We start from the raw sequence: 15,073 nt of genomic DNA, 5'->3' as shown, positions 1-15,073 counted from the left end.
TTACAAATATGAAATATATAGCGTGTAATAATCCAGCAAAAACACAAGAGATGTCAAACCCAGGGCAGCCATGACCATATGGTTTTTATCAAACTTAATGCTTATGCCATCAATTCCCAGAGAGTAAGCCAATGGGAACAGCACCGGCAATAAATACCTTCCCTGACACCCTTGTAAGACTTGTCCTCCTACTGGTGTATAAACAAGATAAAACACGGTTACAATCACCGCCACCAGGATAAGGAACGTTGCCCACTGACTGATCCTAAGCCATGTAACTTTTCGCTTTTCCTCACCACGATCCAGATACAGAATCACCGCAATAAGGATCAGGAGAAGAATTCCATAATCTCCCTGCCCTAAGTATCCCATATTCGTTGTGTAAAGCGGTGCTACATTAAATCCCAGATAACCTGCCATAAAACCGATCAGCTTTTGCAGATAACTGCCCGGAAGTTGTAAGATCCACCATAATTGTTCGCTGGCATTGATCCCCTCCCCGCCTCTTGTGTCTCCCATTCCGAGCCCATGATGCAGAACCGGAAGTACAAACAGGAAAAATATGATTGCCATACCGCCGATCAGAAAAGCGTACCATACCCCTCTCTGCCGCTTATCTTTAAATTTTTCCTTTGGGAAGAAAAACAGTGGCAATAGCATCACACAGTAAACCCACTTGGGCATGATGCTAAGCGCAAAACAGGCGACCATCATAAAGAGATCCCGATATTGCAAGGTCTCCTCTGGCCTTTGCAGATTTCCGATATAGTAGGAGGTTCCCGCCAATGTCAACGCAATCACCCACCAATCATAACTATAGGATGATGCAAGTACCATGGAAGTCGGTAAAAGAGCGATCACAGACATCAGGATCTTCCCATAACGCAAGCGCTTGATCGCATAATAAATGATCATTGTATATGCCAGTAAGATACTTATTTTCCCTAGTAAAAAAACATGGGCAAAACTCAGATGCAGGCCTTTTCCAATAATGATCGCGATCGCCGGCACAATATATGCAATGGAATAAATTCCACCCAGACTTTTATAGCCAATCGTTGCTTCATCATAGGGACGTAAGACTTCCTGATTGTCTGCATGTGCTCTGTCATAAAGCCCATCCAATGTCTGACTGTATTCCCGCAATGACTCATAGGAATATGTTTTATCCATAATCTGCTGGTTCAACTGCGGAAAATCCTCAACCAACTTGTTCTCTGCTTCATACTTTACAGAATCAAACATACTGACAATAGAGATTGTCCGTACAAAATGTGTTTCGTCATCCCAACACACACCCACAATCCTTGGCGACGACAGGATAAAAGTCAGCCCCAGGATCAGTGCCGTTACAGCAAATGCCCCTTCCGTCTTTTCCGCCATCTGCCTGCGCATGAGCCAGAATGTCAGGATCAGACTGGCACACCCTGCAAAAAAATAGTATTTCCACCATGGGAAAACTGTCCCATGCGTTGCGATCCGGACAATAACTCCCAGCCCAAGCCACAAACCAACATAATAGGCTGCATATTTGATAATCTTTTGATGATCCTTCCTGATCTTCTGCCAGCCTTGTTCCAAATCTGCCAAGGCTTTTTCCACGGCATCGCGTGTCCATGCAAAATGCAGCAAAAGCCATGGAAAGATTATGATCCCCACAACATTAACCAGCACCACCAACACCTTATGGTATGCCAGCATACCGTCCATCCAACACAGGGACAGATCCAATAACCCCACTAAGACAATACAGCATACCTCAACGATCAGTGCTGTACGATCCCATTTTACTTCCTTCTTCAAAACGTTCTTCCCAATCTTACTTTATTTATCTAATAGTGATACTCCGGATGTTTCCCCAGTTTTCCCGCTTTGCAATCCTTTATCACATCATGCAGGATCTTTTGGTTGCTCCTGCCCTGTTCTCTCGTCTCTTTCTTCCAGGTCATAAAAAAACTGAGAAGCCAAAAGACCCGATACTGCCACAAGATCACCCAGGCAGACAGGCTTCCCAAATGCCGTTTTGCCGTATCATAACGATTGCGATAACCATAATACTGCCGCCAGCCGATCCGATGTAAGACCCCTTTGGTCACCATGCCCTCCTTGGAAAGCACTGTTTTATGATGAAGCACCGCTGCCGGCACCACCGTCACACCACCGCACTCCTGCAAGCGCAGGCAATATTCAATATCATCGTACCAAAGAAAATATCCCTTTTGGGGCAGACCAATCTCCCGCATCTTCTGTCCCTGTAGCAAAAGTCCGCAAAAAGTCGCAGCATCGCAGGAGAAACTCTCCTTTTGATATTCCTCGCTAGCAACATTGCTCTCCACATAAAGCAAGCGATTGATAATTCGCCTTCTATGGCTGAGATCAATATGTCCCTCGGTCACAACCTTTCCCGCAAGACCATAAATACCTGTATGCGCATTTGCATAGTCCAGAAGTTTTTCCATGTAGTCCGGTGCGATCATTGCATCATCATCAATGATCAGCACCCAGTCATATTCCACCTGACTTGCACGCTGCAGACCATCATAAAATCCACCTGCGCCACCAAGATTCTCCGGCTCCCGTATCACGTCCAGATCCTCCCGGGCAGCAAGGAATTCTGCTGTTCCATCCGTACTGTGATTATCCACCACAATAACACGCGAAAAAGGAATGGTTTGCCCACATACGCAGGCAAGACATTCCTTTAATAATTCTACGCGATTATAAGTTACAATAACGACTGCATTATTCATTCTTATACATTTCCTGATAATACTTCTGATAATCACCGGAAGTAACGTTCTTCATCCAATCTTCATGCTCAAAGAACCAGGCGATCGTCTTTTTTATGCCATCCTTAAACATAGTCTCCGGTTCCCAGCCTACTTCCTTCTTGATCTTGTCAGGAGCAATGGCATATCTTCTGTCATGTCCCTTACGATCTTCCACATATGTGATCAGGTCTGTGCTGACATTGGCACGTCTCGGATCATCTGCCGGAAGCATTTCCTGCAACGTCTCGATAATGATATTGATGATCTCAATGTTCTGCTTTTCATTGTGGCCACCGATATTGTAAGTCTCGAAAAGTTTACCTTTTTCCTGGACCATATCGATCCCCTTTGCATGATCATCTACATACAACCAGTCACGTACATTTTTGCCATCCCCATATACCGGCAACTTCTTGCCCTGTAATGCATTGTTGATGATAAGCGGAATCAACTTCTCCGGGAACTGATAAGGACCATAGTTGTTGGAGCAGTTTGTAATATTTGCAGGGAACTTGTAGGTATCCATATAAGCCTTTACAAGCATATCAGAAGATGCCTTACTTGCTGAGTATGGGCTATGTGGGTCATATGGTGTTGTCTCGTAGAAATATGCGCTTGGATCATCATCCAAAGAGCCATATACTTCATCTGTAGACACATGTAAGAATTTCTTACCTTCCTTGAAAGTTCCATCCGGCAACTCCCAAGCAGCCTTAGCACAATTTAACATAACGGCTGTACCAAGGACATTCGTCTGTACAAAAACCTCTGGATTCTTGATAGAACGGTCTACGTGAGACTCGGCTGCGAAATGAACCACACGGTCAATATCATTTTCTGCAAAGATCTTGCTGATCGCTTCCTTATCGCAGATATCAGCCTTGACGAAGGTGTAATTGTCCCTGTCCTCAATATCTTTTAAATTTTCCAGATTTCCTGCGTAGGTCAACTTGTCCACGTTGATAATACGGATCTCATTGTCATATTTGCGGAACATATAATGAATATAATTGCTTCCAATAAATCCTGCTCCACCTGTTACTAAGTATGTTCTCATAATCTTCTCCTTTTTACGAACCTTATTTTATCTCAACCGGATTTTGCGTTTTCCCCGGCTTTTTGCACTCTCTGTCTGAAACTGTCCTTTCTTCGTGTGCCGTTTCTTCCAAATCCTCTACTTTCTTATACAACAAGCCAACCTCTTGTGTCAAGCGTTTACACTTTCTGGTCAGATTGGAAATAACGATCGTCTGGCTGAAAATAATCATCAGGACAAACAAAAGTCCCAAAAATGTCAGCATATTGATCGGAAGTGTGATCCCCAGTGTCTGTGACATAATCGTCAACAGTCCCGGAAACAGATCAAAGATCAGCAGCAAAAGTCCCACAAAAAACCAGATCAAAGCGTATTTCAATTCCAGCCGCCGGATGCGAACCAGATTTCCAATATATAAAATAGCGATCAGCGCACCAATAGCAATGACCACTTGTAATCTCAGACTCATATAGCCTCCTCTTAATCACCTATGGCAGCCATAATACACGCCAATGGCACCTTAATCATATAGTAAATCGACTTTTTAAAGGATATGGATGACTTGCCGGACTCTCTAGCCTTCATCTCGACCGGGATCTCCTTTACCACAAAGCCTCGCTTCAACACAGTCACAGCAGTCTCTGGCTCTGGGTAATCCTTTGGATAATCGTTGGCAAACATATGCATGACTTCCTTATCCACCATGCGCATACCGCTGGTCGGATCTGTTATGGTCTTCCCCGTCAAAAGGCGGATCAGCCATGTAAAAAAATGGATGCCTACGCGACGAAGTCCTGTCGACTGGAAACCTTCTCCCTCAATAAAACGGGAACCGATCAGCATATTGATCTCCTCAGCCTCCATGACATCTGCCATCTTTTCCAGGAACTTGGCATCGTGCTGCCCATCTCCATCAATCTGGATCGCATAATCATAGCCAAACCGGTGTCCGTACAAGTATCCTGTCTGTACGGCGGCACCAATACCGGAATTGATACTGAGAGTTACCATATTATAGCCCAGCCGATCGCATAGTTCCTTGGTACCATCCATGGAATGATCGTTGATGATGACATAGTCAAAACTCGGCGCATTTTTTTTGATATCTTCTACTGTCCTCTCGATCGAACCGACCTCATTAAATGCCGGTATGATCACCAGTCGTTTCTTCATTGTTACCTCACAAAAATCTTTAGATAAATGCCTCCGAGAAAACTCATCAGCCGGCGTATCATAACACTCAGATTCACCTGCCATCTAGACAGGTGTAGTTCCTTGGCATATCGCTCTACCAATCTTTTATGTTCTTCCAGATAGACATCTTTTTTGTCGCCATTCATAACCTGACTGGTATTCGAATCGTTTCGGATACGGAAGGAATTGAGCGGCTCATGTAATATATAGATCTTTCCCTTACAGCAAATGCGCATAAAGAAATCATAATCAATGATATAGACAAAAGAGGGATCAAAACCGCCCCATGCCTCATAGGCACTTCTACGGATCAGATTGGCAAGCGGCGCCCCCAGATAATCTCTGGTAAAAGCGGAGAAGCGACAGGCTTTCCTGCCCTCCACAAGACCACTTGCGTGATAGCGCTTATAATAGCCGGTGGTCTTGCCATGCATGTCCACAAAGCGCGTATCCGTCTGCACCAGATTTGCCTCCGGATACCTCTCCATGATCTCCACTTCTCTTGCCAGCAGAGTTTCATGGATCAGATCATCCGCGCATAAGAGTTTGATAAAGTCCCCCTTGCAAAGTTCCATGCAATGGTTCCAGTTGCCTGCCATACCAAGATTTTTTTCATTCTGATAAAGATGCAGGCGATCGTCCCCTGCCTGCTTTGCAAAAGTCTTCACCACCTGATAGGTATCGTCCGTTGACCGATCATCCACAACGATCAATTCGAGATTCTGATAAGTCTGTGTCAGAACGGATTGTATGGTTTCCAGGATCGTATCCGCATTGTTATATGCCGGGATACAAACACTGACGAGTGGCGATTCCATTAGCAATTCTCCATGTCAAAATCTTTTAAATAGACATCTAATGCATCTTCCCAATTTGCCATGGCAAACTGATCTGTTGTCAGACGCAGCATGTAGTTATCCAGATTTGAATATGCCGGACGTTTTGCTGCATCCGGGTTCATATTGGCATACTCCTGACTGGTAATGTGATTGACCTTAGTCTTGATTCCCAGTTTCTTATAGAATGCCTCGGTGAAATCTGCCCAGTTTGTCTCACCTTCACAGGTCGCATGGAAGATACCATAGTTGTCTGTTCCTTCCAGGAAATGGATCATCTTGGCAAGTTCTACTGCTGAAGTCGGAGAACCAAACTGATCGCATACCACAGACACCTCGTCATGTGTCTTAGATGCACGTACCATAGTCTTAACAAAATTCTTGCCATCGCCATACAGCCATGCGGTACGAAGAATAAAGAACTTCTCTGCAAACTGACGTACAAAATGCTCGCCCTCTAACTTGGTCTTGCCATAGGCACTGATCGGATTCGGCTCATCAAACTCTGTACGTGGCGCACGCTCTGTTCCGGCAAAGACATAGTCGGTAGAAACATGTACCAGTTTTGCCCCTACTGTCGTTGCAGCGATCGCAAGATTACGCGGTCCGATCGCATTAATCTTGTAAGCAAGATCCCACATTTTTTCACAGCCGTCTACATTGGTCAGAGCTGCGCAGTTGATGATGACATCCGGCTTTTTATCCAAAGCCAAGGTCATGACTGCATCAATATCTGTAATATCCAAAGAAGTGATATTCTCTCCCTCTGCTACGTCTGTCAGGATAAATTCCACCTGACCTGCATATTCCTTTTGAATTGCTCGTCCAAGCTGTCCGTTACAGCCCGTCACAAGTACCTTTTTCATATCATCTACCCTTTCTGTCTATACATAATCATTTGCCTTTTTTGCAAGCCGGTTCATGGCAGAGAACATACCGCGAATGGATGCTCTCGTAATGTTTGAACTAACGCCCACGCCAAAGGTGATATTTCCGCTGCGGTTGTCACGCATCTCAATGTAGGCTGCTGCCTTTGCACCTGAGCCCTTGCCCAGAGAATGTTCGCTATAATCCAGCACAGAGAAATCAACCTGCGGTACACACTGCTTGACTGCAAGTTTTACCGCATCGATCGGTCCGTTACCATCTGCCTCGGAATGGATTGCCTTGCCATTGTACTTAAAATCGAGAGATACATGTGTCTCATCATTTGCCATATTGTCATCGATATCCACAAAGACGAGTTCAAACGGCATCTTGTTCTCAAAGTATTCTTTTTTGAAGGCTTCCATCATCTTCTGCGGTTCAACCTCGCCGCCTTCCTGCTCGGAAATATACTGGATGACATCTGCAAATTCTCTCTGCATCTTCTTTGGCAGTTTGTAGCCATAGACGGTATCCATCACAAAGGCAACGCCGCCCTTGCCGGACTGGCTGTTGATACGAACCACCGGCTCATATTTTCTGCCAATGTCTGCCGGATCGATCGGAAGATACGGGACTTCCCAATATTCATTTCCGCGCTCCTGCATCGCATGGACGCCCTTATTGATGGCATCCTGATGGGATCCGGAAAAAGCGGTAAATACCAGTTTGCCGGCATAAGGATGACGCATATCTACATGCATCTTGCAGCATCTCTCATAGATCTCAACGATCTCCTTGACATCCTCGATCTCCAATTCCGGATTGATACCCTGGGAGAACATATTGTAAGCAACCGTCAGAATATCCACATTACCGGTACGCTCGCCATTGCCGAGCAAAGTACCCTCAACACGGTCTGCACCGGCAAGCAGTGCTAATTCCGTGATGGCAACACCGGTACCACGGTCGTTGTGCGGATGCACACTTAAGATGATATTATCACGATCCTCAAAATGGGTACTCATCCATTCGATCTGATCGGCATATACGTTCGGTGTATTCATTTCCACTGTTGCAGGCAGGTTAAAAATGATCGGTGCATCCGTCGCATGATCCCATTCTTTCTGCACAGCCGTACAGATGCGAAGGGCAAAATCTACCTCTGTACCGGTAAAACTCTCAGGTGAGTATTCCAGTTGCACATTACCGTCAAAATCTGCCAGATGCTCTTTGACCATACGTGTTCCTGCGATGGCAATGTCAATGATCTCATCCTGACTCTTGTTGAATACCACATCTCTTTGCAGAGTAGATGTGGAGTTGTAGATATGAACCACAACATTCTTGATTCCCTGGATAGCTTCAAAGGTACGGTCCACCAGTTCCTGACGACACTGGGTCAGCACCTGTACTTTGACATCATCCGGGATCTTATTCTCTGCTACTAACTTGCGTAAGAAATCATATTCGATCTGTGATGCAGCCGGGAAACCGATCTCGATCTCCTTAAAACCTAAACGAAGCAAAAGATCGAACATTTCCATCTTTTCATCTACATTCATCGGCTCGATCAGCGCCTGGTTACCGTCACGCAGATCAACGCTACACCAGATCGGTGCCTTTTCAATCTGCTTATCCGGCCAGGTACGCTCCGGGAAATTTAAAACCGGGTTTCTCTTATATCTCTTATAATTTAACATTTCTAAATTCCTTCTTTCTTATACTTGCGGCAAGAAATCAGCCTTTTTACCCTTATTCTCCAAATCCGTTTTCTACCAATGCCACCAATGCCTTCAGGGCTTCTTCTTCATCTTCGCCCTCACAGACGATCTCGATCTCATCACCGGATTTGATGCAGGCGCCAAGCACGCTCAAGACACTCTTAGCGTTGGCTGTGCCACTTGCTCCATAATGAAATGTGATACTGGATGTGTATTTCATTGCCTCCTGGCAAAAGATTCCCGCTGGTCTTAAATGAAGGCCTGTGGGATTGATAATCTGTACCTTCTGCGTAACCATGACAACCTCCTATAACATTGTATTCATGATCAGTTCTGCTAATTTCTTGGCTTCTTCTTCAATCTGCTTTTGATCCTTGCCCTCGATCATAACGCGGACAAGCGGTTCGGTTCCGGATGGACGGATCAAGACGCGTCCCTCTCCGGCAAACTTATCCTCCAGTTCTTTCACGGCACTGGCAATCTCCGGATACTCCATAAAACTTTCTTTCTTATGGTTAGGCACCTTGGCGTTCACCAGTGCCTGTGGTAGGACTTCCATCACCTTGGCAAGTTCCGATAATGGCTTGCCGGTATCCACCATGACCTGCAACAGATGAAGTGCACTCAAGAGCCCGTCACCTGTTGTATTGTCATCCAGAAAGATCACATGACCGGATTGCTCACCACCTAAATTATAACCGTTTGCAAGCATATTTTCCAAAACATAGCGATCGCCTACTTTTGTCTTTTCGATGTGAAGATTCTTCTCCTGCCCCATCAGGGTAAATCCCAGATTTGACATGACCGTAACAACGACCGTATCCTGTTTTAAACTTCCTTTTTCCTTCATATAGTTGGCACAGATCGCCATAATCTCATCGCCATCTACCATCTTGCCATTTTCATCTACGGCAAGCATACGATCTGCGTCCCCGTCAAAAGCCAGACCAAGAGCTGCCTTTTCATAGACAACTCTCGCCTGCAATTCTTCCATATGGGTCGATCCGCAATTGGAATTGATGTTGGTTCCATCCGGGTTTGTATGGATGGCTACCAGATTCGCTCCCAGTTCACGCAGGGTCTCCACGGAGGTCTTATAAGACGCGCCCTCTGCACAGTCGATCACGATCTTCATGCCGGAAAGATCGACCGGAACTGTCTTTTTCATAAAGTCCACATACTCGCGAATCATATCGAAGCGGTATTCGATCTTGCCAATACCGGATCCGGTCGGCAGATTGATATCCTTCATATCGTTGGCGATCAGAGCCTCGATCTCATCCTCCAGAGCGTCGGACAACTTATAGCCCTCGCCATTGAAAAATTTGATACCGTTAAATTCCATTGGATTATGAGACGCAGAGATAACAACACCTGCATCCACCTTGTGTTTTCTTGTCAGATACGCGATCGCAGGTGTCGGCATAACACCGGCGAAAATCGCATCTGCACCGACAGAACAGATGCCTGCCATCAGAGCACTTGCCAGCATACCACCGGATATTCTCGTATCACAGCCTACGATGATCGTTGGCTTGTGTGCCTGCTCCTTGGTAAGGACATATGCTCCCGCCTGCCCCAGTTTCGTAGCCAGTCCGATCGTAAGTTCTGAACCGGCAACTCCTCTTACGCCATCGGTTCCAAATAATCTTCCCATGTTTAACTCCTTCTTACTCCGTTGTGATTGTTATATTCGTCGTTGCTGCCGTCGCTGAAATCCCGCTGTCCAGATCCAACGTGACAGACACCGTATGCTTACCGGCTCCCAGACCACTGACATCCACCGACCCTGTGATATTCTCTGCGACAAGGTCTGCCAGATCCGATGCCTTTCCGGTAATCTTTACTTCTACTGTTGTAGCATCAAATACTGCCTTGCTGCCATCTTCCAGATTTTTGATCGTCAGATTGGCAGTCGGCACACGATAAGTCTTTGTCTCATCCCCGGATACGTTGACCTTGACCGTCGCCTGCGCAGCATTACTGTCTGCGACCTTGGCTCCGCTCGGCAGATAAGTATTGAGATCCACGGTAGTCGTCAGACTCGATGTGAGTTTGGACAGATCCAGTGCACTGCCACTGATCGTGATCTCCGTGATCTCATTAAGCACATCTGCCTCTCCGGTGATCTCGATTGTGTCCGGATCCACACTGACAGACTCCAGATACAATCCCTGTGGCAGACTTCCTGTCGTCTGCACCTGTACCGCTACTGTCTTGATATGGGAGATCGTAAGACTGACCTTAACCGTCTCATGGTTTACATTCAGTCGGCTCTGATCGATCTCATTACCGTTTTTATCCAGAAAATGCAAGGATGCATCCGTATCAAAATCTTCATTGACACCGTCAACATCAACATATGCAACCACTTTCGCAATGGTGCTGACCACATCTTCCGGTCCCGATACGGTCACGCTGGATGGATCCACTTCCGTCTTGTCGATCACGCAGCCCTCCGCCGGATTGCCGTTGGTCTCGACTTCCACATCATGCTTAGTCGTCATTTTATTACCGATGATGACTTGCAGATACAGTCTCTTGGCTGAGACCGTAATACTGCTGTTGTTATTGTTGACCGTGATCGTCACAGGAACACGGGAATCATCCTCTAAATAGTTCATGTCAGCCGTTGCCGTAAAATCAGATCCCGACAACCGTTCCATCACAGAACGTTTTGCCGTCACACGGAAACTGACGGTATTGCCACCCTCCGGGATCTCATAGTAGCGTCCGGCATCGGTCAGAACATCCGCATTGACCACATTTACACTCGTCGTAAAAGTCTTGGTCTGGGTCGGATCGTCCACATTGACAACGATCAGCCACAATAGGATGGAAAAGAAAAGTGCTAACAGTTTCAGTCCCCAGTTATTTAAAAACATTCGTTTGATCTTAGGAGTTATGCTCTGCTTCATCTTTTGCCCTCCTTCCCAAACGCGGTTTGTTATTCTCGTCTACATCTTTTACCGGATTCTGCAACTCGATCAATTTTTCTTTTAACTGATCGTCAGTCACTTTCTCCGTCAGATGTCCGTTCTGCGCTATGGATACCCCGCCAGTCTCCTCGGAAACCACGATCGTCAGCGCATCACAGACCTCGCTGATGCCCAGCGCCGCACGATGCCTTGTACCGAGTGCCTTGCTTAAATTCATATTCTCGGACAACGGCAGATAACAGGTCGCAGCCACGATACGATCGCCTCGTACAATGATCGCGCCGTCATGCAGGGGTGTATTTTTCTCGAAGATATTGATCAGAAGCTGCCTGGTCAGAACGGCATCCAGTGTGATACCGGTTCTTTCCACCTCATCCAGGCGCATCTGGTTTTCTACCACGATCAAGGCTCCCGTCTTGACGGCTCCCATCTCAAAGCATGCCATGACCGTGTCATTGATGGTCTTATCCTCAAAACGCTTGGAAATACTCTTGCCAACACCCAGATTGGCAAGAAAAGTAAACAGCCGTCGTCGCCCCAGGTCTTCCAGAGCCTTACGGAGTTCCGGCTGGAACACAACGATCACCATGATCAGTGCCACATTCAGGAGTTTTTCGCCCAGCCAGAGGATCGTACTCATCTGGAACAGGGCTGCCAAAATAAAGAATGCTACAACAACCAGCAGACCTCGAAAGAGCATCCAAGTCCTTGTGTTCTGCACCCAGATCAAAAGTTGATAAATGAAAAAAGCAATGATGATAATTTCCACGATATCCGTGATCTGCACATTCGGAAAATTGATTCCAAAATAATCTCCAAAGAATGCATCCAGACTATTTATGATGTTGTCCATATCATCTCACCCCTTTCTTAATTGTCCTGCGTCTCTTCTGTTTCTTCCAGATCATCCACCGGGAGCGGTAATGTCTCGGAAGTAATACGCTTGATCTCTTTTTCCTGCTCCGGTATGTGCATCTTTGGCACTGCCGTCACATAGTAATAATATTCATCATCTTCAAACTGTACATGCTCGGTACGTGTATAATCAAATCCTCTGGCAAAAAATACCATGCCAAGTCCCACGATCAGGGTCACAACATTGCCGATCACCAGAAGCGGAATGTTTTCCTTTTCTCCGGTAAAGAGGATGCCTGCCAGCATCAGCACAAATTCAACGACTACACCGGAAAGTACGCCCACCAGCCATGCATGCTCTATGCCCTTAGTCCGCACGGTGTAGACCACCAGAAACATTGCCGTCATCGCCACCAAATAGATGTAAAACATGCTGTTGTTTAGGATCTGTCCCTGTAATAACTCTGCCGCGCTCAGATCCGTATTGGGATCCAGAAAAGATGAGGCATTTTCCACGACCGTCTTCAGATAGTATGATAATACACTTCCGCATATGATCGTAGGCAGTTCATGTATGCTGCGCATCAGACCCGCTTCCATGGGTACGACAAAGGGGATATTGAGATAACGGCAAGCCGGTATGACCATCATATTATAAGTATCATCTGACCGAAAATATGCAGATACCGCATAACTGATCGCCAGCAGAACCAAGGCTATGACCGCTGCATCTGTCGACAAGGTCATCAGATGCATGAGTCCCACAAAAATCACAATAAAAGTAGACCCTGCCAGCGGAAGCAGCATACTGATACCCGCGATCACCACAGAGACCCACCAATGATTCAATATCTTTTGATAACCAAAGCACCGATTCATGACCAAGAGCACAGCCAGCACGATCGCAAAGCGGAGCAAGCGTACCACCCATTCTTCTCTTGTTATGATAAAATGCCTGATCTTCGTTCGTATCTGTATTAAAAATGTCATATTAGTCCCATCCCTCAGGTATTTTCGACAGGTCCTCTTCCTGATACATCTCGCGCAGTTCCCGATAGTCCTTGCGCAAGTGGCGCAAAAGCGTCACACCCTCGTCATATCGCTTGGCTGCGTGTCTGCGCACCATACGAAGATAATAGTACATATATAATATATAGAGAACCAATCCCAATAAAATGCCAAGTATCAATCCGACCAGATGGATATTGACTACCAAAGTGCTGGCCAGCAGGACAATAAGACCTGCATAAAGTGCCGCATAGATCAAAGTACCCAGAAAGACACCGCCCAAGGTACAAAGAGAAAGATAATCACGTTTGCGATAATGTATTGCCGGACCAAGTTTGCGGCCTTGTTTGTCTTCGATCATCGCCATCTTTGTCATATGCATGACACGCTGTTCGCTTAGCATCTGGCTTCCTCCTGCATTTTCCTTGCTCGTGCGCATACAAACACTACTCACCACTACATCACATTATAACATAATCAAATCTCGGCGCAACCTCGCAGGGGGAATACACAAGAAAAACACAAAAATACCCCTTATCCAACCGAGTGAAAAGGGGTATGATCCTGCTCATATTTATTTTTTTAAGAAACGCATCTTGTCTGCATCACGCAGAGCCTTGTTCTTGGATAGATCTTCTTTTGGCTCCGGTTTCTGGATCGCGTTGCTAAAATCCCCACGCATACGGCTCTTGCACGCCTCACAAAAACGTCCAGTACGAATAGAAGCACCACAGCCCTCACATTCGATTCCCACCTGTGAGTCTGCTGAAAACTCCAGGCGTTCTTCACGGATCCACTGACGGATCTGCTGTACCGTGACATCATTATCCTCGGCTACCATCTGGATGTTGGAACCCGGATTATTGCGCACATATTCCTTGACCTGCTGGAACTTCTCCTCTACAGCCTCTCTGCATGCCTGACAAATTGGCGGTCCTCCCAGATAGTTAAATAATCTGCCACATTGTCTGCAATTTCGTACGTCCATATTTTCCTCCTCCCGGTCACACATGTTTTTCCCTGCCGGCGCAGACCGTCAGGCAATAGACCTGACGCACGCCCGATGCCAAAAGAGCCTCGGTCACGCCATCCAATGTGCTCCCTGTCGTATAGATATCATCAATTAACAGAATTTTGTTTAATTTTACACCATTTTTTCTGATTTTAAAAGCATTTTCCAAATTCTTTTTTCTTCTCTGATCATTCAGGTTCTTAAGGGGTGCCGTATTCTTGGTCCGCACAGCCAGTGACCTTTCCATCCTGCAATCCATCAGAGTTGCGATCTCCCCTGCAAAAACCTCTGCCTGATTGTAGCCGCGCCGCCGCTCTTTTCCCGCATACATAGGCACCGGAACGACCGCATCCACCTCCAAATTTCTGAGCCAGTCACCGTAGATACGCCAGGCATCCTTTGCAAAAATACGCCGATATGCACGGCAATTACTATATTTAAAGCGATACATAGCCTCTTTCATAGGACCGTCATAGGCATAGACCGCCCTGTTCTGCACAAATGCATGCGCTTTTTTCCCGCAATCCCCGCACAGATCCTGCGTAAGATCTGTCAGGGCTTTCCCGCATTTGACGCAGCCCCCGTCTCCTATATAAATGATTTTCCCGGCACATGCCTGGCAAAATCCCTTTTCTTTCTCCTTGGCAAACAGGATCTCATTGCATCCCGGACAGCGTTCCGGGAAGATTTCCTGTCGGATCCCCTCCAGCAATTTGCCTGGCAGTGTGTATTTTCTATGACCCCTCATTGACTTTTTTCTCCCCTCTCTTTAAAATGTAATTTCAGAGTTATTTAAAAATGCTGTATAACAGTTTCATATGGAGGTTTTTCTAA

At 46.2% G+C, this 15,073-nt stretch carries 16 protein-coding genes; all 16 read right to left on the bottom strand.

What is annotated here, in order from left to right:
• Positions 1–1,803, bottom strand: coding sequence for a DUF2142 domain-containing protein (locus tag DW183_RS08435; RefSeq protein ID WP_118281556.1), 1,803 nt, complete (start codon positions 1,801–1,803; stop codon positions 1–3).
• A 29-nt stretch (positions 1,804–1,832) separates the two neighbouring features.
• On the bottom strand, positions 1,833–2,750 hold the full coding sequence (locus DW183_RS08430; protein WP_118281555.1) for a glycosyltransferase: 918 nt from the start codon (positions 2,748–2,750) through the stop codon (positions 1,833–1,835).
• Positions 2,743–3,828 carry a dTDP-glucose 4,6-dehydratase gene (rfbB, locus tag DW183_RS08425; RefSeq protein WP_118281554.1) on the bottom strand — a complete coding sequence of 362 codons (1,086 nt, stop codon included), beginning with the start codon at positions 3,826–3,828 and terminating at the stop codon, positions 2,743–2,745. The genes DW183_RS08430 and rfbB overlap by 8 nt, the downstream gene beginning before the upstream one ends.
• Positions 3,829–3,850: 22 nt before the next feature.
• Complete coding sequence (locus DW183_RS08420) at positions 3,851–4,276, bottom strand: DUF2304 domain-containing protein (RefSeq protein ID WP_118281553.1); 426 nt, start codon at positions 4,274–4,276, stop codon at positions 3,851–3,853.
• An 11-nt stretch (positions 4,277–4,287) separates the two neighbouring features.
• Positions 4,288–4,980: a glycosyltransferase family 2 protein gene (locus DW183_RS08415; protein WP_118281552.1), complete on the bottom strand. Its 693-nt coding sequence runs from the start codon at positions 4,978–4,980 to the stop codon at positions 4,288–4,290.
• Between the two features lie 2 nt (positions 4,981–4,982).
• Positions 4,983–5,819: a glycosyltransferase family 2 protein gene (locus DW183_RS08410; protein ID WP_118281551.1), complete on the bottom strand. Its 837-nt coding sequence runs from the start codon at positions 5,817–5,819 to the stop codon at positions 4,983–4,985.
• Positions 5,819–6,703 carry a dTDP-4-dehydrorhamnose reductase gene (rfbD, locus tag DW183_RS08405; protein ID WP_118281550.1) on the bottom strand — a complete coding sequence of 295 codons (885 nt, stop codon included), beginning with the start codon at positions 6,701–6,703 and terminating at the stop codon, positions 5,819–5,821. The genes DW183_RS08410 and rfbD overlap by 1 nt, the downstream gene beginning before the upstream one ends.
• An 18-nt stretch (positions 6,704–6,721) precedes the next feature.
• Positions 6,722–8,404 carry a 2-isopropylmalate synthase gene (leuA, locus tag DW183_RS08400; protein ID WP_118281549.1) on the bottom strand — a complete coding sequence of 561 codons (1,683 nt, stop codon included), beginning with the start codon at positions 8,402–8,404 and terminating at the stop codon, positions 6,722–6,724.
• A 52-nt stretch (positions 8,405–8,456) separates the two neighbouring features.
• A complete protein-coding gene (locus DW183_RS08395; protein ID WP_118281548.1) occupies positions 8,457–8,723 on the bottom strand; it encodes an HPr family phosphocarrier protein in 267 nt (88 codons plus the stop codon).
• 9 nt (positions 8,724–8,732) lie between these two features.
• Positions 8,733–10,082: a phosphoglucosamine mutase gene (gene glmM / locus DW183_RS08390; RefSeq protein ID WP_118281547.1), complete on the bottom strand. Its 1,350-nt coding sequence runs from the start codon at positions 10,080–10,082 to the stop codon at positions 8,733–8,735.
• A 13-nt stretch (positions 10,083–10,095) separates the two neighbouring features.
• The gene (locus DW183_RS08385; protein ID WP_118281546.1) at positions 10,096–11,343 is read right to left on the bottom strand and encodes a CdaR family protein; all 1,248 of its coding nucleotides are present in this window, start codon (positions 11,341–11,343) and stop codon (positions 10,096–10,098) included.
• Complete coding sequence (gene cdaA / locus DW183_RS08380; protein WP_118281545.1) at positions 11,321–12,217, bottom strand: diadenylate cyclase CdaA; 897 nt, start codon at positions 12,215–12,217, stop codon at positions 11,321–11,323. Before cdaA ends, DW183_RS08385 begins: the two co-directional genes overlap by 23 nt.
• Before the next feature lie 17 nt (positions 12,218–12,234).
• Entirely contained in the window at positions 12,235–13,209 is a 975-nt protein-coding gene (locus DW183_RS08375) for a hypothetical protein (protein ID WP_118281544.1), read from the bottom strand.
• Between the two features lies 1 nt (position 13,210).
• Positions 13,211–13,630 carry a hypothetical protein gene (locus DW183_RS08370; protein WP_118281543.1) on the bottom strand — a complete coding sequence of 140 codons (420 nt, stop codon included), beginning with the start codon at positions 13,628–13,630 and terminating at the stop codon, positions 13,211–13,213.
• Between the two features lie 171 nt (positions 13,631–13,801).
• Complete coding sequence (locus DW183_RS08365; RefSeq protein WP_199642635.1) at positions 13,802–14,215, bottom strand: flagellar protein; 414 nt, start codon at positions 14,213–14,215, stop codon at positions 13,802–13,804.
• Between the two features lie 16 nt (positions 14,216–14,231).
• Complete coding sequence (locus DW183_RS08360; protein WP_118281541.1) at positions 14,232–14,987, bottom strand: ComF family protein; 756 nt, start codon at positions 14,985–14,987, stop codon at positions 14,232–14,234.
• Positions 14,988–15,073 lie beyond the last annotated feature (86 nt).

This window comes from Roseburia sp. AM16-25 (genome assembly GCF_003473825.1).
Taxonomy (GTDB): Bacteria; Bacillota; Clostridia; order Lachnospirales; family Lachnospiraceae; genus Pararoseburia; species Pararoseburia lenta.
The sequence above is the reverse complement of the archived record's forward strand: the minus strand, read 5'-3'. Positions and strand labels throughout refer to the sequence as shown.